We start from the raw sequence: 21935 nt of genomic DNA, 5'->3' as shown, positions 1-21935 counted from the left end.
CCACTGGTTTTCGGTATCAAAAAAAAACCGGGCGAGTGCCCGGTGTGTCTCACGTTTGTGTTTGTCAAATGGTCCCTTGGCCTAGGCAAACGGCCATGGCAGCGGGAACCCTCCGCCATGGCCGCCCCACTGCCATCAGACAGTGGTTTCCGCGTACTGCTGGGTCTGCTCCTCGAACAGCGACACCACCGTCTGGTCCAAGCCAGCGGCCATCACGCCGCTGTCTCCCTCCATCTCATCAAGGAAGGCACGCTCGTGACCGGCTGATGCCTGCTGCAGCGCTCCAGATTCAATCGCATTCTGGTTCGCAAAGTTGCTGCTATCCCAGCTGCGACCGTTCTGCTCGAACAGTTCAGCCATGCTGATCTTGGTGGATCCAGTAAAGAGCTGGTCACCTTGATGCAGAGACTGGTTCCAGTCCATATCAATGATCGCCAGATCATTGATATCAAGCGCTCCATCAAAGTTGGCATCCACATCATGGGCCACACTGCTACCAGCGCTACGCGCACCAGCCTCCAGTGCTGCCAGATCCTTCATGCCAACCCGACCGTCGTAGTTCAGGTCACCCTGATACGTGACCAGGTGCTTCACTTGGAACGCCTCCATCTGGGTGGTATCCCACAGGTAGTCGCCATCGGCAGACAGCTTGTAGCCAGCCTCGCTGGTGTCGATCACGTCACCAGCTTCACCGGTCACCTTGAATGTGGTGGTCACCTGGGCGATTGATCCTTCTCCGTCCTTGGCGCTCCAACCCAGCTCTGCCAGTGACTCACTGCCATAGCTGAATCGAGCCATCACATCCACCACATCACTGCTGATGGAATCGATTTCAAGGTCGACAAAGGTGAATTCGCCGTCGTTTTGCCAGGTGTTTGACTGCATGATCGTGTCGCCACGACGCACTAGGTTGCTGATTTCAACCTCACCCGATTTGGTGATTTCACGCTTGGTGCCGAGATCAAAGCTGCCTGCGGCGGTCAGCACGGCTTCGGCAGAACGCGCCACCACCTCGAGGTCGGGGTTGAGCATGGCGTACTGGCCGCCAAGATCGCGCAGCGAGTACTGGTCATCCCAGACCACGCTGTCAACATTGGCATCCACAGAGAAGTTGAGAGGAACACTGAAGTTCTCCTTGTTCTGGAAGCCATAGGCATCGGCACTACGCTCTGCCTTGATCAGCTCTTCGATGTCACCACGCAGCTCCAGACCCACGTAGGCCAGAACCTTCTGTGCTGACACCCCTTCACCGGCACCCAGAGCTTCCAGGCCAGCTCCAGCAAAGCGGATCGACTTGCTGCCATTTTCCGCTTCGATCACCTCGACGCGGCGCTGAACGGCAAGATCATCCGTGAAGTGGATGTTTTTATCCTGCAGTTCAAACACATTGCCAAAGGTCTCACCAAGGTCAACGGTGAAATCAAGCGTGCTGATGCTTGCATCCCGCAGCGATTCAGCCGTCACAGCGAGGAAGAACTTGCTGCCACGCTCGGCCTCATTGCCGAATGCACGGATTACGAGCTCGCTGTTGTCATCACCGTCAAAGACGGGATCCTTCACCACACTCAGGCCCAGATCCAGCGCCTTCTGGGCAAACTCCTTGTAATAGAACTCAGAGACAATACCGCCAGAGGGATTCTGGGTGTCCTGGTAGTCAAACTCAACCCACTCAGCATCCTTAAAGCTGGCATTGCCGGTCTGCAGGCCAGAGATCGTCAGGCTCTCGCCGGAGAAGCTGATCTGGTAGTTGTCATCCGATTTATTGGAATCCAACTTTCCGTCGTAGTCAAGCTTGCCGCCCAGGCGAATCCGGTCATCACTGGAGCCCGTCAGATCAAAGACATTGGCATTCGAGACAACCAGCGCCTTGTCGCCTCCATTCACACCAGTGATCTTGACGTCTTTACCGCCATAGGCACCGTTGAAATCAACGACCACCGGTGCTTCTGCTTCATTCACAGAAACACTGTTCTCTCCAGATTCACTCAGAACCATTCGCTCCATCGAGTAGAAGCGATCGGTAATGCCCGAATCATCGGTCACAACACCGTCGGCACCCCAGCTGTTCAACGAGTCAACGTCGAGATGCTGGGCCGCATCGCGCAGGCTGCTGTTCAAGGTGTCGGTGCCTGCACCGCCAAACACCATCGTGGACACTTCACCATCGGTGTAGATGGTGTCATCACCACCGTCAGCAAAGACCAGATCCAACGGAGCGGCTTCTCCGGCATGAGCATCAGCTTCTGCTCCAGCTTCTGCTGCCGCATCAGCTGCCGCATCGGCATCGGCTTCTGCTGCCGCATCAGCTGCCGCATCGGCATCGGCTTCTGCATCGGCTTCTGCATCGGCTTCTGCATCGGCTTCCTCAGCATCGTTTTGGTCAGACAGCCATTTCAGCTGCTGCGCATTCTCCAGACGCAGCGCGATCACCTCATCGATGCTCGCGGAGCCGCCTAGCTCAGACAGCGCTTCTGCCAGTTCACCGGTGTAGATCGTGTCATCACCGGTCGGACCGGTGTATGGCATCGTCACCATGATCGGCACTGGGCCGCGGTTACCCGGATCATTCACGTCCGGCGCCACGCGCAGGTTCGCGATGTACTGCTTGAACTCACTCAGCTCCTCGGCGCTGAACAGCTCGTTGGTCAGCGGGTTCACCCCACCAACGACCACGCCATAGCCAAGGTCGCTCTTGAGCGGTGCAATCGTGCTAACAATCGCCCCTTGCTCATCACGCACTGCACGGGCCAGAAGCTCAGCATTGCGCGCGGCAATCGAGTCGCCGTAGATCGTGTCGCCAAGGGCTCCGCTCTCGCCGCCAACCAGCAGGTCGCCGCCGCCGCCGCCTTTGATCTCATCATCACCTTTGTCACCAAAGATGATGTCGACACCTTCTTTGTTCTCAGCATCCTCGGCGCCAGAGTCGCCGTGCAGCTGGTCATCACCCGATCCACCCAGCAACACGTCGTCGCCAAGGCCGCCATCGGTCATGCCACCGGTGTTACCGCGAATCAGAACGTCATCGCCCTTTTCAGCGAACAGCGCATCCTCGGATCCGTTATCGGCCAGCAACAGGTCATTGCCATCGCCACCGAACAGGTGGTCCAGCTCGTTGTCATTACCACCAGAGAGCTTGTCATTGCCACCCTGGCCGTAAATCCAGTCTTCTCCCTTGCCGCCATCCACGATGTCATTACCGCCGCCGGCACGGATGTCATCGGAGGATTCATCTGCGTCACTGCCAACAATCGTGTTGGCCTGCGCATTACCGATGATCAGACGGTTAAAACCACGACCATCGAAGTCCTCCTGCTCGGGTGCCGTGAAGTTGCTCTCACCCTCACTCAGCACATCCAGCTGATACGTGCGGAACGTGTCCTGGTGAATCAGCTGCGCCTCATGTTCCATCGCCGTCTGGATCATCGGCGTGAATGTTTGGAAACCAAGCTGCTTGAGAATGTCAGTGCCAGGAATATCAATCTTGTAGTAGTGCAGGTCAGGATCCTGCACACGATCGAATGTCTCCTGAACGATGAACGTAAAGGTGGAGCCCATCAGGCTGGGGATGTTCCCCTCACCCGTTGGTGTAACCACCTCTTTCTCAGCCAGACCACCCAGCCACAGGGGCACATTGATCAGACCAAGATTGTTCTCTTCTGACGCGTTCTCACCTCCGTACAGCTCCATGAACAGCGGCAGCTGGGATGGATCGCGCAGGTTCTCCCCAAACTCAGCCCAGCTCTGGTATGGCGCCAGGCGCTCGGCAAACAGATCCTCGGTCTCACCGGCCTCATACAGGCCACTCGACACATCTGAGGCTCTGGCGCCAAGGGCATTGCCCACGCCAGTTGCTGCGTAGAGATTGGAAATATTCTGGCGGAACTCATTCAGCGTCGGGATGCCGAGCTCGTTGCCACGCGCCTGGTTGTAGGCACCCAGGTCATTGATCCGGCCCACCAGCATGTCCCGCACCGCATCCACCATCAAGGTGTCGACGGCCTGGGCACGATCCATCGCGTTCTGGGCCAAAATCCCGGCCGGTCCTCCCAGCGCTTCCACAGAGCTGGGCTGAATGAACGCCTGCACCAACGAGTTGGTGATCACATCGTTGATCTTGATCGTTTGCTCGACCTTCTCAACCGTGATGCCATTGAGCTCCTGGTAGATCTGCGAGTGACCCACACGGAAACCGGCTGTGCTGAACTCCAATCCAATCGATGGACGCACTTCAGGCTGATAGCCGTTGTAGCCGTGCTCATTCACATTGAGCGGCTGCGGTGTCAGCTTCGCGGGATCGGGGGTCAGCGCGTCGGCTCGTGCTTCTGTGATCCCAAACGGAATACCGCCGGCCAGACCCACCACGTACTGGTCGTACACCATCCGCTGGTAACCAGCGTTCATCACCGTCCGCGCCATGTCGAACACGGCGGCCTGGCCTTCCACTGTGTTCAGGGAAGCCTTCAGCGCAGCCAGTTCCTGCAGGCCTGGGGTGCTCGCTGCATCGCCAGGCAGCTGATCGAGCGCCTCGTGGATCGCGACCACGGTGTCGTTGTGGAACCGACTGAATACGGTGTGGAACGCTGTCAGCTGCGCATTCTCATTGGCGCGCAGGTCACCGGAGATCTTGTGCTCAGCCAGCGACAGGGCGCTATAGCCAGAGAGGTGGCTGGCATCACCCAATAACTGTTGGTTCGAATCCGGCAGCGCAGCACCGGGATTCACCCAGGCTTCACCCGCAGCCGCTTGCAGCTCGGCATTCGAACCCGTCAGGATCTGAATGTGACCCATCATCCCGTCACGGCTCGGGCTGCCGCTCACGCTTGGATCACCCGCACGCACCTTCTCGTCCCACTCGCTCAGAGCCCGATGAGCCGCCACATAGGCCGGGTTCTTGAGAACAGCGTCCAGCGCATCAGGATCGGCGCCGTTGTTCACCAAAATGTCGTAAAACGTCGGCAGATCGCCGTCCCGGCCACTGGCGTAGCCGCGCTCTAACGACACCTTGTTCGACAGCATCTTCGCTGTCATGTTGCCGTTGGCGTCCTTCTCACGCAGGTAGCCGTGGATCACTTCATCGGATCCATACAGCTGGTTCTGGTCCACCCAACCCGTCACCGTGTTCATGTACTCACCTTCACCAGGGTTGGTGTTGATGGACGTACCACGCGGCAGCAGACTCAGCTCCTGGGGACCAGGCAGCAGACCGTAGAGAGGATCATCCTGAGGCAGCGGAATCTTGAATGTTCCCTGACCTCCCTTGTTCAGCAGATCCAGGCCGTGGTCAATGTATTGACCCACGCCCATGAACATATTGTTCCAACCGTCCTGCTCTGGCATAAAGGCGGTGCCTTGATCCATCAGCGTGTTGGACACCACACGCTCGTTCGGAAGCACCCGACCATCAGGGCCCTCCAGCTGCATGCGACCCGCAACGGGCTCACCATCCACGCCCTGCGAAATATCGCCAGGTCCGGGATAGTTGTTCACCTCAGTGATCCGGACAAACTTGTCTTGACCGCTTCCTTCCTCGGCCAGGGCCACGTCCAGATCACTCAGGGGCAGGCCCAGTGCCTCACGGCTCCGCTCAGACGACGGGGTGATCTCATTGTTCGCAAGGCTGCTCAGCGAACGGGTGTCGCCATTGAGAGCCTTGTTCGCCAGCATCGACAGGTCAGCCAGGCTGAAACTGAACGACTGCTTGAGCACAGCGCTCTCAGAGAAGCTCAGGCCTTCTGCCTGGGTGCCAAATTGATCGAGAAAATCTTGCTCATTGGCAAACACATCCGATAAACCGTCGGTGGTTTCACCGTCGAGATTGGTGTTGTTGTTGATGTTGTCCATTGATTTAGGGCTCAATAGGGTTTACAAAACACAAACATGAGACCTGGGAAGGGTCTACACCAAACAAGCTATGCCGAGTAGAACCGCCACACTCACCATCCACTCCAAACCTGCCCCCCACGCACAGCCTTCGGCGCATTTATCACAAAAAATCAGCCGCTCGTCTTCACTCAATCACCCCAGAACCTTTCCAGTAGCTGTTTTTTTGCTGGTTTCGTGCACATCGCGCAGATCCCTATTCAGATCACGCAAACGCCTCATACTCGCTCTCCAAAACACACTCTCTAACCTCATCTTGACCCACATCAGCATCATGTCTTTCTCTTCTCGTGATCACTGACCGGCGCACCAACAATCGCTCCAGGGGGGATCGCAGCCCGCATCCGGCCAGCCTGGTTTGGGGACATCAGCCTGAAAGGTGCCACGGCGCTCATCCGCCAGCACAAGCGATCACAGCCCGATCATCGCTGTCCGCAGCCGTCATCTACGGTCACGTCCCAGAAATAGCAACTAAAAAAAGGTGTCGTTCGAGGCGCCTTCTCGTGGTTGGTCGTCCGATGTCTCCGCTGGTTCTCGACGAGGTCGAGGCCCAGCAGGTACAGGCCCTCGCCCATTCATGATCACTGCCGCATTCGATCGTGCAGCGTGCTCAGATCGTTCTGGCCTGCGGCACTGGAGAGACCAATCCAGCGATTCCCAAGCGGATGGGCTTGACGGGGATGACCGTTGGCCAGTGGCGTAAGCGCTATCTGGAGCAGGGTCTGCAAGGCCTGCATGACGAGCTGAGGTCTGGCCGGCCACGGTCCACGTCAGCCGTGCACCCTCTCAGAGCCGTTGGTTCTTGTTCCCGCAGGCGGCGGGCTTTTCCAGCAGCCTCCCGAGGCGGCCGCGCAGACAAGGGTTAGAGCGAGACAGACTCAAGAAAATCAAGTTCACGAAAGGGATCAGGACCATAGTGGGCCGAGAGATGCTTCGCCGTGGAATCGCCATAGGGCAAAAAGGATGTGCAGAAAAAGCAGAAGTTATCTTCTAAGAGCAAAACAAGGCTCGGAGGGTTCCCCCCTCAAAATAGTTGAGATAATGTCGTAGTACCAGATTCGAAACGAGTTTGGCTGATTTTTTCGCTCAAAGATCATGACACAAGTCTTCTTCCAAGGCGCCACAAAGCAACGCAACGTCAAGGCCCTCACCTTACGAGACATACAGGGAAATTACAGATCAGCACTACAGCAGCAGCAGCAAACTCTCCGACAAATGATTGCCTTCTTCAAAGGCGACTATCTCAACCTAGACTAAATAGGACGATCAGCCTCTCAGTCCGAACAACAGAGCCAAAGGCATCCAGGGAAGCGAAACTCTCTGACCACAACATCATGAGCACCCTCCAAAACAAAGCCAATGCATCTCACCTGGCAGTTGCATTGAAGCGTGTAAGCAAGACCTACAAGGGCCTTGGCGCCCTGAATGATCTGACACTGAGTGTGCCAGCAGGATGCTTCTTTGCTCTGCTTGGACCCAATGGGGCTGGCAAGAGTACAACACTAAAGATTTTATCAACCCTAACAAGCTCAGACAGTGGAGACGTCTTGATCAATGGGATCGATGTCAACACGAGTCCGCGTGAGGTTAGACAGCTCATTGGATACGTAGCTCAAGACACAAGCGTCGACAAGGTTTTGACAGGCTATGAGCACCTGACATTCAGCGCCGACCTTCACCATTTGCCACGGTCTCTGCGTCAGCAACGCATTGCAGCTGTCACAGAACAGCTTGCAATGGGTGAGTGGCTGCATCGTCGCACTGGCACGTACTCTGGAGGAATGCGTCGTCGACTCGAACTCGCATGCGCCCTACTACACGAGCCAAGAATTTTCATTCTAGACGAACCCAGTGTAGGGCTTGATCCGGAAAGTCGACATCTAATCTTGAATGTATTAAGAGGATGCGTCAATGCAGGGAGAACAGTAATAATGAGTACGCATCAACTTGAAGAGGTTGAGTTACTCGCCGACCACCTTGCAATCATCGACCAAGGCCATGTGATTGCAGCGGGAACACCCACAAGCCTTAAAGAAAAGATCGGATCAGACAAGCTCACAATCAAGCTCCGAGAGTTCACTACACCAGAAGAAGCACAACTAGCCTGCAAAGCCTTAAGTGAAATATCTGGAATAAAGGAAATTATAGTCAACCCATGCCAGGGCTATGCTCTAACACTAATTATCGAAGACAAGGGCATAAGCGAGCATGCTCTTGACCGACTGGCCGATGCAGGCTTACCTTTATTTGCATACAATCTTAGCAAAATTAGCCTTGATGACGTTTACTTGAGAGAAACAGGCAGGACAATTGTGGATGCGGAATTGTCAGCCGTTGGCCTGCGCGACCTGAAGCGCGAACGCAAACAAGCAATGCGCTGAACCATATTTTCATCAATATCGCCTAGGCCGAAAACACTTGGTCAACACATTAATCCAACTCAAACTCACATGAAGTCATGAAAATCAACAGTGGTCGCATCCAGGAAATAATGGCCCTGTCGAGACGACAGTTCCTTCAGATGAAACGACGTCCATCGTCCATAGTGGTTGGAATTATTCAGCCTCTAATCTGGCTCATCCTGTTTAGCGCGTTGTTCAGCAAGGCACCAGCTGGATTCCTTCCACAACATTCTAGCTATGGAAACTTCATAGCGGCAGGTCTAATTGTCTTTACAGCATTTAGCGGTGCACTTAATGCAGGACTTCCGGTCATGTTCGACAGAGAGTTTGGTTTTCTTAATAGAATATTAGTTGCCCCGTTGCGCTCCAGAAGCTCAGTTGTTCTGGCCTCTGTCATTCACATTGGAGCAATTAGTCTGGTTCAAAGCTTAGTGATCATGACTGCGGCTTTTCTGCTTGGTTATGGATGGCCTGTAGGCCCAGGAATAATCGTCGTCTTACTAACGCTTTCGATTTTGACGTTAGGAGTAACAGCATTGAGCATGGGCCTGGCATTTGCTCTTCCTGGCCACATTGAACTTCTGGCAATCACATTTTTAATCAATTTGCCTCTACTTTTTGCGAGCACAGCCCTTGCCCCGCTTTCATTTATGCCAGTACCGCTGCAATGGCTTGCAATCTTAAATCCACTCACCTACGCGATCGAACCAATTCGGTTCTCTTATCGAGGTGAATTCTCTCTAGGCACAATCGTGATGCAGGCACCATACGGCGCCGTAAGCATTGCTGGATGCCTCTGGATTTTAATGACCCTTACAGTGGCTATTCTTCTCCTGGTTCGTCCTATGCTATACAGGAAGTTAAGCTAAATCACGTGGATCTTCTTCGGTCGACACTTCTTTTTGGCCATCTCATTGGCATGGCTTTCATTATTTCCCCTTTTATTTACGGATTCAAGGGAGAGGTTTATCAACGCATCCAAAGAAGTCAGTGGCATGGAAGCATGCTTACAGTCTCTACAGGCATATTGCTTGTAATTAGTCACTCCCTCGGCCAAGCTCATACAGATTTGAACCACTTGAAAATTGCAGTAAAGTTCGTTATCGCAGTATGCATTCTAATTTTAGCTAGACTCGCCCTGAACAAGCAGCCAATGCCGAAACTTTTTACAGCGGTTGGCCTGCTCGGACTGATCAACACGGCCTTGGCTTCCATTTGGTAAACAACAAGACTTACAGATCAAACATGTGAAATAGCATCAATTCGGGTTCCGAGAATTCTGCAGTAATAGATTGCTCAATACGCAGAATGACTTAGTGTCACATGAAAGCCAGTTTCTACGATTGCCTTAATTGGCATTTCTTTGCCATAGTCAATAGCGATCTTATGCAATGAATTTAACCCTTCCACCTCTCCCCAAGTCAGGATAAATTTAGCCAAACACATGATATATGAGAATTTGACAGCCAGCATGGCCACGACCCCCGGTTTCAGGAAAGATGTCACCCCTCTCGTCTGTACACCCGAGGGCTTGAGGTGATGATCGATGCGTCGCTACAGCGGTGAGGCCGTCGATATCTGCCATCACCGAGCTGTCGTCTACGAGAAGGCGCGCAAGCAGAAACCATGCCGCTGGTACGATCAACACGCTGCTGGCATCAGCCAGAAGTGGTCTGGATCAATCCACCTCCACAGAACTTGAACCCAGTACAGCTACGTTTGCAATGGCTGCTTGAACAGCAGCAGGGACGTCATCTTTGCTGCCAGTCACTGTGGTTGATATCAAGGATTCTCTTTAGTATAACTTACTATCGTTAGAAGCCGGCCATATTTAATATCATCTTTCAATTGCTATTTCTGGACTTTCTCCGACAATTTCAAGCATGCTCCTAGATTGTCTGCAGGATAGCTTTGAATCAATGAGATGCTTTATCTGGTCTGGTATGGCATGTGTGAGATTTAATCTTAAGTAATGCCAATAACCCCATCTTCGGGCTCAGTACCGCAGTTGTTTGACTGTAGGCATAACCCTTTCAGCTTGTAATCCGAATACTTTTCTTGCTGACTGTCTACAAGTACTTTCATGGTATGTGATACTAGTCCCCTTCGACAAGAACGCGTACGCACGGATCCAATGCAATACCAGTGCACCACAACAGCAAAAGCATTCCTTAATGTCTCCTAAAAAATTATAGTTTATGCATATTTCTTTTGACGCCATGAGGAGATAAGACCAGATAAAAAATGTCTTCGTCTCGTGTCTGTTGGTGACAAATGCATTACTGCAAAGATTTTGATTCTTTTATGAGGTCTTCCAGGACTTCAAATACATCTGATTTGGCAATATAGCGATTGGCTCCAGCGCTTATGGCGTCGTGCACCATCTGATTATCATATAGAGCTGTCACTATGCAGAGGTAAGCATCGCTGCCTAATTGTCTAAGTTGGCGGCAGCATTCTACCCCGTCCATTTGGGGCATCATTAAATCAAGTAAAATCAGTTTAGGCTTTGATTCGTTAACAATACGCAAAAGCTCAAAAGGCTCACTGTAAAAGTCCGCACCAACTCCTAGTTCATTAAGCGTGAGGCCAATCAACTTACGTACGCGCGGATCGTCGTCAACGACTGCAACATTCTGAAACTTGGCAGTCATGTGGACCAGTGTGTAATGGCTATTACTATTTTGATCTGCATGCATGGGCTCGGCAAGTCGCCAAAGCAAAATGCTGCGCATCTAGTACAGTCTGCAGCTTGAAACTGGTGACTGCTTTATCATTTTATGTGGTGTTTGATTATTTCGCAAGGGTTGCTCAGGAATTCTGACTTCAGAAGGTAAGCCGTAGCGCCCAGCTCCAGAGCTTTCTTCCGAAATTGGTCATCATTTATAGAGGTAAACATTAAAATTGGAGATTTATGAACGCCGGTGCTAAGCAGATGCAGGCACTCAAGGCCATTCATTTTAGGCATCTGGATGTCGAGCAGAACTAGTGATGGCTTTAACTCATTATAGCAATTAAGAAATTTCTGCGGCGAGGAAAATGTATTGACCATGTAGCCACAATACTCAATTTCTAACATGGCAACCTGGAGTACGCGTAGGTCGTCGTCAACTATGGCAACTGTTTGAAGACTCATGTTAATCAATGAATGGCAGAGATTCAGGTGTGTTCGAATGTAAATAATTAGTTGCTAGACTTTGTCTGCCTGGGTAATTCACCAAACATGCTTTTATAGCTTGCAGACAAGCGACCCGAAGGTGTGAGGCCGACACTCTCGCACGCCGCTGCAACCTTTGCGCCACAAAGCAGCAATTCGCGCAAGCGAGTAAGGCGAAGCTCGTTAAGTACCTGCAAAGGTGGACGATTCATGACGGTTTGAAATGAAATCTGCAATGTACGAGCTGATACGCAGCAGGCTTTGCAAAGGTCACTGAGAGTAACAGTATCGGAAATGTGGTCCTCCATATATGTAAGAGCGATTTGTACATAGCGAGAATGGGTTGAAGCGTTGATCAGGCTCGATGGTACTGACTTTTGCTCAGCTGCCACCAGACTCGCTAAAAGAGAAAATACAGATGCCTCAAGTGGTTCAATAACTAATGCAGATGCCTCTGGGATAATCATCTGCTTAGCACATGCGAGCAACAACGATTCATGTCCAGGCAGTGTCTCTGCGAGTGAAAGCAGCGATGGCTCGCTAACCCCGTGAGTAATAGATTCAGAAACAATATCCTCAGCCGATAACTTAAATAAGAACCCGGAGACAGAATCCGATTTTGGGGTTAACTTGAGAACTTCTCCAGGCAGAAGAACGAAAGATAGCCGACCTGGGATAAACCGGAGATCTCGTTTGGCTGCAGACCCACTGCACTGGCCGATGTCTGGTATGGCTATCACAAGTGAATCAGGCGGATTTCGGACGAGCAGTCGCGAAATAGAACACAAACGCACCTGAAGAAGCGACACCTTACTGCCAAAATAAGCAGCAGACTCAGTAAATGGAGTCTTTGCGTTGGCAGCTATAGAGGTATCTACATGTCGCTCTGCCGAGCCAAGGAAAGACTCAAGCAGTGGGTCAAAGGTGATTGTTTCGACCAAGTTACCTTGCATTTTTTCTTAATATAGCATTAGATTGCGCAACGTCAATAGGTCAGGATCGGTCTGATCGTCTTATCGATTTCTAATTTACGTTGTAACCTTTTTCTGACTGCTGCAGTTCAGTTTGGCGCGCCTTCTTTTGTAACGGGTATTTGCTGTCGCACTGCTCGGCCACTGCTCCATCACCCAGTCCGCTGCCGGCATTGCCCGCAACTCCCAAGTGATGTATCGACCGCACTCGATTTCCCGGTTGCTGGTTCGCCAGGGGATCCGGCGTCCGTTGGTGAGCCGATCGTGGATCAAGTGGAACCCTTTGCGGCGCCCTTGCTTGACGGCGATCAGGAAGTCGGCGCCGCGCTGGGCGAGGTAGAGGAAATAGGGCGGTTCGCGTGCAGCGCGTCGGCCTGCACCAACACACCCCCAAGGTCGACTGCCTCCAGCAGTTGCCGTAAGGCCTTGAGAAAGCTGATCTGGTCATCCGATGCAGGCTGATCCATTTGTGCACAACGGGTTTCGGGCATTGGGGGGCACGATGACCCGCCGTGCGAACCCAATGCTGACAGCGCCACAAGGGGGGTATCTGGAATGACTTCTAGGCGCACTGACGCTGATTCAGCAACCGCCAGGCCAGTCATTTGTGCGAACTACGCAGATCTGGCATGTCATTGTGCGCTTGGCGCATCAGGCATCGTTAACCGCACTTGGTCAATCTAAGATACAAATATTGGACACTACTCCGAAATTATCCAAAATGACGTATCAATATCTTGGTAATATTAAAAACGATTGGCAACGTTGGAGACGACATTACGATATTTCTGAATTGATGAACGAATATGGGATCGAATCCCACTCTCTCTCTTCTGAAAAATTCATCTCGGGATCTTCACATTTAAATGATATATCATCTTCGACTCTGGATACACGCTTCGACACATGGCGCCGGCACGATCGAGATCTACCAAATGACTTTCAATCGCACCAGCTTGCATCCCCTTTCTTTACAGCTTCACAATATCATTTAGAGCCTTCAGATTGGTTCGCCTCTTCGTTTGACGACCAAGAGTCTCCGCGCGATTACACTACTCCGTCTTCTGTAGGAGCAAACACGCAATTGGTTAAAATTGAAACTGATTCTAACACTTATTCTTCAGAGCCATACCAAGAAGAGCTAAATCCAACTGACAATGAGCAATATAAGTGGCAAGACCAGCCAAGCCAACAAATCCTGCATTCTACATCTGAAGTCGATGAATATCATTCCGAGGAGCTCCCGTTTAATCATCATTATTTAAACAGTGATCATACCGATCCAGGGTTAAGTAAATTCTTTATTTATCAATCCGATATTGCAAATGGGACTTTAATTATTGACAAGCCTGGCCATTACATTGTAATGGAAGACTTAAGTTTTAATCCCAATGCTGTTGGCACTCAGGTGTTTGGAGTAGATGCTCAGAGACTTGGTCTACAGGATGGTGATCTGCTTGACTCCTATCGATCTGGCGGACCACTTCCAAGTCAATTCAAAATGGCTGGTGGTCTTTATGATCCCAAGTCATACGGTATAGGCTTCTTTGCAATGTTGGCTATCACAGGTGGCGCAAGTGGAAGCATTATCGATCTAAATGGATTTCAAATCGAACAGAGTGAAGAGCATGCACTGCAGCAGCGTTTTTTTTCTGTTATTGAACTAGCAGGCGCTCCCTTCATTACTGGCCAGGGACCTCATGATTTTGGTCCAAATGGCAACGATGCCGTCAGCAACCTTGTTATTAAGAATGGAACCATTGGTCGGAGCGCACATCACGGAATCCACGGTAATGGCAATCAGAATATACTCATAGAAGATATTGATTTCATTGATTATGAAGTTGCTGCTGTTGCTCTCAACGGTGTTAATGGACTCACTGTTATGGATGTAGAAGCATCAAATAGGACCGATGTTCCTATCCTAGGTTCTTATAGCAACGCACGTTTTATCCGCCCCTACGTTGATTATTTAGCACAACTTGAGCGCACAAACCCTCTTGGATCTGGAGTCAGCACTCTCAACGTAAACGGTGAGTCACTATCAGCTAATGACATTCAATTGGCTCTACAGCAGAGCCTTAATGCAGTATTCGATGACATCATAACGTCTGGCGACGGCAGAATTGATACCATAGATTCCAATTACTATTTATATAGTAATCCATCTGGCTTTGTGGATGGTAATTCCTATGGGTTTTTAACCGGTCCTGTGGGAGTTCAGGTTAATGGCTTTCCCGATCCTCCCGAAGGTGGATTTGAATCACCTTCCTCGAACGTGATTTTTGAAGATGTCAAGATTCAAGGGCAAAACTCCTTTGTCACTGAAGTTCCTGTTCTTTCTAATAATGTCAACGGAGGCATGACTGAGCCCGTCATTGACCCCATCGGTGCTGCATTTATGCTTCGAAATAACACTAATGGCGTTTATAATACGCTCGAATCTCCGACCCAAGGATTCCTGAGTTCGGATGCCGATAATCAAGATGTTCTTGAGGCAAACTACAAACCAAATGTGCTTGCTAATGCTCAGTTACTAGTTGCAAAAAATAAGGATATCTTTGCGGGTAGTTCTCTTGATGTCAGCAGGATTTCGATTGGCAGCGACATTGTAACTTGGGCAGAATCTGATGCTCCTCTCTCTGACCTGCGGTCTTCACTTGATCTTCAAGATGGTTGGATTTATAATGTGGATAACATGGTGCACGTCCAGAAGGGTACTATAGGTTTTAAAATGGACGGAGTTACTGGTCTAGTAATGGACGATGTTTCTGTAGAAAATCTCACTGCTCTTGGAGGACTTGGTTTTAATGGGACTTACACCAAGGGTTTTGTTAAGGACACTTTGACCGGCTACAATGGGGCTGACGCATACGGCTTCACCTTCTCAGGTTCCTCCGACGTTACAGTTGAAGATTCACAAGTGGAGTATATTCATTCGGAGTATGGCGAATCCTTTGGTTTCGCTAGTCCCCTCGACAACAGCACAAGTATCTCCATTATTGATTCGACGGTCGACGACATAACCGCTTCCGGTCTTGACGAGATAGGCCCGAACGCAGCTGGTATGGTTTATGAGTTCTTCAATGTCTAATAAAATATAAAGGCTATTTTGTGATATTGTGCATCTAGAGTTTCCTGTATAACTAATTCTGATCGCCTTCTTGCGGAGCTGCCCCCTCCATTGCTTGCTTTACGGCTCGCAATTAGCTATAAATTAACTAATTGCTTTAAATCTTTGTCTACGTCCTCATACTCGATTCGCCGTCGCATGGGTTTTTCTCTGCTTGGGCTGATCACTCTGAGTTATGCACTCCTTTTGGCTGGTGCTGAGTTGATTGTTCGTCGGGATCGCCTTCAGCGCCACGAACGATTGGTGATGGCAACTGCGGACTCCATAGCGATGACTATTGCACACGAGGAAAGTGAGGGTCCTATAGACGACCAAGTTTTTCTAAGAGTTCTCAACGACTTTACTGCTAAGCGAGTTCTCGTGTGGCTAAGCCGTCCGGATCAAGCGCCTCTTTTTCCTACTGCAGATTCTGCTAAAAACTTCTTCGATCAGAAAGGTTTACTTACTGCTGCCGGCGTTGATGCATTTGGCATGCAGAAACCTCGGGCATTTTCATATGGCTCTGATGTGTTCTATACCTGCTCTATGCCTTTACCTAATAATCAAGGGGTTTTGCGATTCCTTGAAGATGTAGGTGTGAACCCTGCGAAACGTCGAGAAAATATCCTTTTGCTTTTGGCAGCTTGGTTGTTGCTCGTCCTTTCTGTTTTTGCTCTTATCCAGTGGATCATGACGTACTCACTCAAACCTCTTTCTCGTCTGGAGGAAGCCATGGATGAGATTGCACTACGTCCTTCAGGAAAAGTGGCAGATCACCAAATAGACACTGTCGGCCAGCCATCTGAATTGCAGCCAATTATTCACTCCTACAATGATTTGTCAATACGCTTACAAGAGGCCTGGATGCAGCAGCAGTTGTTTGTGCGTTCAATTAGCCATGAGCTATCAACTCCTCTCGCTTTGATTCGCTCTTCCGCAAGGCTTCTTAATCGTCGTTTACATGGCTTATCTGAACAGGATCGTGAGCTCATAACTTCAACTGAAAAGGAGGCACTCAGTTCAGAACGTCTGGTGCGGATGCTAACTGACCTTGCTCGTAGTGAAACTGGAAATTTGTTGCTATCCTTTTCACTAGTACATCCATATCGATTGGTTCAGGGGCTCATTGTTGAATCTAAGGCTCTACCATGGGGTGATCGTCTGCGCTATGAAAACGTTGCCCAAAGTGGACAAATTGAGAACTGTCAAGTTCGCGTTGATGAGGACCGTCTCCGTCAATGCCTGCATAATCTAATTGAAAATGCTGCAAAATATTCTCCTGAAGACCAGCCTATAACTCTTTCGCTTTTACGTGATTCTGGGTTTGTCTTGATCAATGTCTCAGATCACGGTCCCGGTATCCCCCCATCAGAGCGGGAGGCAATTTTTAAGCCTTTTTATCGTACGGCTCAGACCAATGCTATTAAGGCTGGTTCGGGTGTTGGTTTGGCATTGGTTGCGAAGATCGTCAAGATGATGGGTGGTGAGATTAGCGTCGTTGACCAGGAGTCTCCTGGAACGACGATGCAATTGAAATTTCCAGAGACTAATAGCGACAACTAACCTCGCCAGTTTGTGCCATTAAATCAATGATCATTTGGAGTGCCACGACTACTAGTATTCCTTCTTGATGTCAATTCACAGTGCAACGATTTGGCCGCCCCCCTTTGCGAAGTGTAAATCCTGAGGTCAAATTGCCCTGATTCGAGAGTCAGCAGGGGTGAATGACGGGCTCTCATTCGCGAGGCTATGTGTGCCTCGCTCATTCTCGATAATTCCAGGCGATGACTTGTCAAGACACTCGTCTCGACTCCTGCTTGGTTGTTGGCTACGCCTGAATCTCTGCCAGGGCTCATTAGGCACTCCTGAAAAGTCAGATCGACTGCAGTGCAACTAGTTTGAGCGATCGGGATCAGATAAACTGGGTCCGTAACGAGCAATTAACGATCGCTGCTACTGTTGAACGCTTCCGTTGTACCGGAAGTGGCATAACGGATTGCTGTCTATCGAAGAGTTCTATGTGCCACTTGGTGGGACGTTGGACCCGAATAACCGCTTGATTGTCTTCTCCTCTCTGATGCCATGGCATGAGCTGGAGGAAACATATGCCATTCATTTCAGTTCCATGACTGGTGCCCCTGCGAAGTCTGACAGATAGGCGTTTGGCGCGCTCTTCATCAAACTGCGGCTTGGCCTGATCGATGAAGAGACTGACGTGCCCCTCGGCAGTTGCTCCAGGGTGAATGAGAGTCCTCATCCGGCCAGACTGTGCTGGGGACTTCACCGTGAAATGTATCCGCCACACAGCCGAGCAGATCATCCGCAAGCTCAAGACCGCTGAGCAGCTGATCGCCCAGTGCACAACCGTTGCTGATGTTTGCCGCTTCATCGAGGTCACCCAGCCGACCTATCACCGCTGGAAGCAGCAGTACGGAGGGATGTAGGCCGAGGAGGCCAAGCGATCACCCAACTGGAGAAAGAGAACCCCCCGCCTCAACAAGCATCTGGCCGAGGCTGAACTGGAGAAGACGATGCTCTAGACGCAGGCCCGGCGAAGCCGTAGGAGTAAGCCGAGGGAACCTTCTGAGCCCAGAACGCCGCCGCAGGTCTGTTGAGGCCCTGCGCGCCATGTTCCGGGTTTCGGAGCGGCTCGCCTGCAGGGTGGTGGGCCAACACTGCAGCACTCAACGACATGCCATCAAGGTTGTCGACATCGAGGAAGCCAAGCTGCGGCGAGGTCTCCGGGAGATCGCAGCTGAGCACATTCGCTGGGGCCGGCGGATGGCGTATCGCCTGCTCAGGCGAGAGGGCTGGCTGGAGAATCACAAGCGGGTGCACCGCCTCTGGAGCGAGGAGGGGCTCCAGCGCCCTACAGCGAGAAAGCAGAAGCGAGCCAGGCGCGCCGATGGACATCCAGTTCGACGCCGGCGCCGATCCGCGTCGGACGGCGTTGCAAGGCCAACGACGTGGTGGCAGTGCTGGAGGAACTCACCAGCCTCTATCCAGCTCCGGCATTCATCCGGAACGACAACGGCCCCGAATTCATTGCCCACGCCCTACGGCTCTGATGCAAGAGGAGCGGTAGGGCCACCGCCTCATCGAACCAGGAGAACCGTTTCAGAACGGCTTTGCCGAGTCGTATGAGCTCCGCTCGACTTCGTCTACAACAGCCGTTTCAGGGATGAATTCCTCAACACCGAGCTGTCTGCCACGGTGGCGGAAGCCCAGGGCTTGGCTGATCGTTGGCGCTGGGAGTACAACACACGCGGGCCGAATTCGGTCCTTCAGGGGCGTCGAACCCTGGAGGCAGCACAAGCAGCTGCTGCATAACCACCCACTCTCATTGCGCTTGGACCAATGAAGGGGGTCACGTCAGCTTGTCTGCTCAAAGGTGCAGAAACCACTATCTCTACGGCATTTTTGATGATGTGTGCCGAGAAGATGCTGAGGCTGCTCTGCCTCTTTTTGTCGCGACTTATGACTGGTTTTCACCTGGTAGCGCGTGGATAGCTCTAGCTCCCTCCAGAAAAATTTCCCCGCTTGAGGCAAGCGAATCGCTGGTTGCTGTGTGATTGCGATTTCCAGCTGCTGTCTGTCAACCTCAGTTTCACCGCGGCGCTTTAGCGAGCTCACATATTGTTTTCATGAGTCCCTAATTGATCACACTATTGCTGGTCACATATAATTAGAAGTCATACATGAACAGGCACTGTTTGTATTCATTTTTCGTGTTTCATGGTTGAGCTGTGTACCTGCAGTATTGACGCCATTATCTGTATTAAAATGTTTGCTTGCCTTGAAGTGTGTAAATGGTTACAAAGTGGTTGCGGGATCGCTGCTGTAGATTGCTGGTTCTGCTATAATCATCGAAAAATTTTTTGCCATGGGCTACTGTCAAGAAAGTTCGCGGAAGGTTACTGTCTTTCTTGGTCGGTCGCTACCACTAGATCAAAGGATTCCTTGTCGTGAAGGGTTACCCCGCTACTTCTCTCTCTTCACCCCGGCTCTACGTTGTGCTTGCCATACGATTATTGGGGCATCTCTTTTTGCTATTGCGGTAAATTCTCCTCCAGCACGTAGTGCGCCCAGCCACTCAAAGCTTGAATCTGATGATCACAATATAATCCTCAGCTTTAATCCTTCAAGTTATGATGTTGTTATTGCACTTGAAAATGGCTTATCGTTCAGTGAAGTCAAGCTGATAATGCCTTCCGCAAGGTTGATATCATACGGTTCTCGCAAATATGCGCTCCTTCGGAGTTTCGGCAATTCACTTAGTGCCCGTACTTACGGTCTTTCGCTTGCTTACAAGGTTCCTTGGCCTCTAGATCTCTTGATCCATTCTGCTCCTGTTAAACTATCCCCCAATCCTGCAAGATACGTCACTCCATATCAGGCACAATCAAGCTCTACTTATCTCAGCCATGGTGCTAAACAAGCGCAGAAGAAGATTAGTCCCGAGAGTAACAAATATGTTAACCAAGGTCCGGGACAAATTCCAAATCTTTTGCCTGCCTCAATTCATACGCCATCTCCTAAACTCTCTAGGCCTGTCGATACTGCTGAACCGTCTTCGTATGCAGTTGAAACGCCAGCGACGACCTCTCTTGAACAGAGCCCGGAACCGGTTGCATCCGAAGTTGCTTTAGCGCAGGTTGCAGTTGAAGTTGGTGCATCACCTTCTACAGGATCAGGACAGGCTGCCGTGATCGCAACAGAGCAGAAGTCAGCAGAGGTTGAACCAGTCGTAGCGGTACAGCAACAAGTAACAGTTGAACAAGAGCTCGTTGCAAGCTCAGAAAGTGACGGTGTTGTTGTGGTAGCTGGTCAGGACGATGTTGAATCACGATCTGAATCAGCGACGACCTCTCTTGAACAGAGCCCGGAACCGGTTGCATCCGAAGTTGCTTTAGCGCAGGTTGCAGTTGAAGTTGGTGCATCACCTTCTACAGGATCAGGACAGGCTGCCGTGATCGCAACAGAGCAGAAGTCAGCAGAGGTTGAACCAGTCGTAGCGGTACAGCAACAAGTAACAGTTGAACAAGAGCTCGTTGCAAGCTCAGAAAGTGACGGTGTTGTTGTGGTAGCTGGTCAGGACGATGTTGAATCACGATCTGAATCAGCGACGACCTCTCTTGAACAGAGCCCGGAACCGGTTGCATCCGAAGTTGCTTTAGCGCAGGTTGCAGTTGAAGTTGGTGCATCACCTTCTACAGGATCAGGACAGGCTGCCGTGATCGCAACAGAGCAGAAGTCAGCAGAGGTTGAACCAGTCGTAGCGGTACAGCAACAAGTAACAGTTGAACAAGAGCTCGTTGCAAGCTCAGAAAGTGACGGTGTTGTTGTGGTAGCTGGTCAGGACGATGTTGAATCACGATCTGAATCAGCGACGACCTCTCTTGAACAGAGCCCGGAACCGGTTGCATCCGAAGTTGCTTTAGCGCAGGTTGCAGTTGAAGTTGGTGCATCACCTTCTACAGGATCAGGACAGGCTGCCGTGATCGCAACAGAGCAGAAGTCAGCAGAGGTTGAACCAGTCGTAGCGGTACAGCAACAAGTAACAGTTGAACAAGAGCTCGTTGCTAGATCAGAAGATGCCGTCAACAGAGTAATAAAGGATCAGAACTCAGTGATTCTCAATGTCGAAGAGCAAATTGCTAACACAATTGGCCTTCCACTTGTTAGCGAGCAAATACTACCCGCATCCATCACTTACTCAGGTAAGGGTGCTGGCCAGCAGTCTGTCAATGCAATTGCTATGGGACATGACAGCCGGGAACTGGAAGCATCTATAAGTCACAATAATATCGCTGATCTCACTTCTTTTAATTCGTCTCAGTCCTTGCCGATTTCAAGTGAATCAGTTTCAATAGATTCCACATCTTCTATTTCTCCTGGATCTGAGAAGGTGAGTGCTTCAGCATCTGCAGCCTTTAAATCGCCTGGGTTTGACCATATTAAAGATCTTATCTATGTGATCGTGGATATTCATGATTCTGCTGATCTTCAAATCGTCCAGAATCTTGATACCGCCACTAACTCTTTTCCTTTAAGTCGCCATTCTTCTCTTGGGTTACGCAAGACGATTTTACAGGCGGGCGTGTTTAATGATTCACGGATTGGGCGCCAGCTTCTCAATGCTCGATTAAAAGAATTGACCAATGCAGGTTTGCATGTTCGTCAACTTCGAGGTTCCGAATTGCTCTATATGAACATTTCCATTGATCCTTCCACCCAAATCAACGAGAATTCTTAGCTCCCCATAAATTATTTTTTTTTGCATACTTTACTGCTTTCTTGCGTGCCTTTCCCCTTCTTTATGTAGTTCAGATATTTTTTAAGGGACTAAAGTTGCTCTCACCTGGTTTTTATTGTATCGGGCTTTGAAGTTGAGCAAATCAAGCCTCCCTCTA

At 50.7% G+C, this 21935-nt stretch carries 11 protein-coding genes and 3 pseudogenes; 9 read left to right on the top strand and 5 right to left on the bottom strand.

Annotated features, from left to right (window positions below):
* Nucleotides 1-135: 135 nt before the first annotated feature.
* On the bottom strand, nucleotides 136-5841 hold the full coding sequence (locus H0O21_RS13215) for a peroxidase family protein (protein ID WP_185189968.1): 5706 nt from the start codon (nucleotides 5839-5841) through the stop codon (nucleotides 136-138).
* Nucleotides 5842-6479: 638 nt separating this feature from the next.
* On the opposite strand from H0O21_RS13215, the gene H0O21_RS13730 reads away from it, so the two are divergent.
* From H0O21_RS13730 to H0O21_RS13200, 3 genes and pseudogenes are all read left to right on the top strand, one after another.
* Nucleotides 6480-6746 carry a helix-turn-helix domain-containing protein gene (locus tag H0O21_RS13730; protein WP_185189967.1) on the top strand — a complete coding sequence of 89 codons (267 nt, stop codon included), beginning with the start codon at nucleotides 6480-6482 and terminating at the stop codon, nucleotides 6744-6746.
* A gap of 468 nt (nucleotides 6747-7214) precedes the next feature.
* Complete coding sequence (locus H0O21_RS13205) at nucleotides 7215-8261, top strand: ABC transporter ATP-binding protein (protein WP_185189966.1); 1047 nt, start codon at nucleotides 7215-7217, stop codon at nucleotides 8259-8261.
* Nucleotides 8262-8332: 71 nt separating this feature from the next.
* Nucleotides 8333-9151: pseudogene (locus H0O21_RS13200) on the top strand (ABC transporter permease); the annotation flags it as partial.
* Between the two features lie 1410 nt (nucleotides 9152-10561).
* On the opposite strand, the gene H0O21_RS13195 reads toward H0O21_RS13200, so the two are convergent.
* The 4 genes from H0O21_RS13195 to H0O21_RS13180 form a co-directional block, all read right to left on the bottom strand.
* Entirely contained in the window at nucleotides 10562-11017 is a 456-nt protein-coding gene (locus H0O21_RS13195; RefSeq protein ID WP_185189964.1) for a PleD family two-component system response regulator, read from the bottom strand.
* A gap of 38 nt (nucleotides 11018-11055) precedes the next feature.
* Nucleotides 11056-11418, bottom strand: a complete 363-nt coding sequence (locus H0O21_RS13725; protein WP_185189963.1) for a response regulator — start codon at nucleotides 11416-11418, stop codon at nucleotides 11056-11058.
* Between the two features lie 47 nt (nucleotides 11419-11465).
* On the bottom strand, nucleotides 11466-12392 hold the full coding sequence (locus H0O21_RS13185; protein ID WP_185189962.1) for a helix-turn-helix domain-containing protein: 927 nt from the start codon (nucleotides 12390-12392) through the stop codon (nucleotides 11466-11468).
* Between the two features lie 326 nt (nucleotides 12393-12718).
* Nucleotides 12719-12901, bottom strand: a complete 183-nt coding sequence (locus H0O21_RS13180) for a hypothetical protein (RefSeq protein ID WP_185189961.1) — start codon at nucleotides 12899-12901, stop codon at nucleotides 12719-12721.
* A 152-nt stretch (nucleotides 12902-13053) separates the two neighbouring features.
* On the opposite strand from H0O21_RS13180, the gene H0O21_RS13175 reads away from it, so the two are divergent.
* From H0O21_RS13175 to H0O21_RS13150, 6 genes and pseudogenes are all read left to right on the top strand, one after another.
* Nucleotides 13054-15504 (top strand): hypothetical protein, encoded by a 2451-nt coding sequence (locus H0O21_RS13175; protein ID WP_185189960.1) that lies wholly within the window; start codon nucleotides 13054-13056, stop codon nucleotides 15502-15504.
* 177 nt (nucleotides 15505-15681) lie between these two features.
* Nucleotides 15682-17085, top strand: a complete 1404-nt coding sequence (locus tag H0O21_RS13170; RefSeq protein WP_185189959.1) for a sensor histidine kinase KdpD — start codon at nucleotides 15682-15684, stop codon at nucleotides 17083-17085.
* Nucleotides 17086-17807: 722 nt separating this feature from the next.
* Nucleotides 17808-17966 carry a transposase gene (locus H0O21_RS13165; RefSeq protein WP_185189958.1) on the top strand — a complete coding sequence of 53 codons (159 nt, stop codon included), beginning with the start codon at nucleotides 17808-17810 and terminating at the stop codon, nucleotides 17964-17966.
* Nucleotides 17896-18396: pseudogene (locus H0O21_RS13720) on the top strand (IS3 family transposase); the annotation flags it as partial. The gene H0O21_RS13165 and the pseudogene H0O21_RS13720, both read left to right, overlap by 71 nt.
* A 303-nt stretch (nucleotides 18397-18699) precedes the next feature.
* A pseudogene (locus tag H0O21_RS13715) lies at nucleotides 18700-18852 on the top strand (integrase core domain-containing protein); the annotation flags it as partial.
* Between the two features lie 553 nt (nucleotides 18853-19405).
* Nucleotides 19406-21778, top strand: a complete 2373-nt coding sequence (locus H0O21_RS13150) for a hypothetical protein (protein WP_185189956.1) — start codon at nucleotides 19406-19408, stop codon at nucleotides 21776-21778.
* The last annotated feature ends 157 nt before the right edge of the window (nucleotides 21779-21935 follow it).

This window comes from Synechococcus sp. HK01-R, from assembly GCF_014217855.1.
Lineage (GTDB): Bacteria > Cyanobacteriota > Cyanobacteriia > PCC-6307 > Cyanobiaceae > Synechococcus_C.
This window is presented reverse-complemented; position numbering and strand designations above follow the sequence as displayed.

Coding starts and splice junctions, on each gene's coding strand:
- H0O21_RS13170 (WP_185189959.1), top strand. CDS start 15,682: ATGGGTTTTTCTCTGCTTGGGCTGATCACTCTGAGTTATGCACTCCTT.
- H0O21_RS13150 (WP_185189956.1), top strand. CDS start 19,406: ATGGGCTACTGTCAAGAAAGTTCGCGGAAGGTTACTGTCTTTCTTGGT.
- H0O21_RS13215 (WP_185189968.1), bottom strand. CDS start 5,841: ATGGACAACATCAACAACAACACCAATCTCGACGGTGAAACCACCGAC.
- H0O21_RS13185 (WP_185189962.1), bottom strand. CDS start 12,392: ATGCAAGGTAACTTGGTCGAAACAATCACCTTTGACCCACTGCTTGAG.
- H0O21_RS13725 (WP_185189963.1), bottom strand. CDS start 11,418: ATGAGTCTTCAAACAGTTGCCATAGTTGACGACGACCTACGCGTACTC.
- H0O21_RS13205 (WP_185189966.1), top strand. CDS start 7,215: ATGAGCACCCTCCAAAACAAAGCCAATGCATCTCACCTGGCAGTTGCA.
- H0O21_RS13195 (WP_185189964.1), bottom strand. CDS start 11,017: ATGCGCAGCATTTTGCTTTGGCGACTTGCCGAGCCCATGCATGCAGAT.
- H0O21_RS13180 (WP_185189961.1), bottom strand. CDS start 12,901: ATGCCCGAAACCCGTTGTGCACAAATGGATCAGCCTGCATCGGATGAC.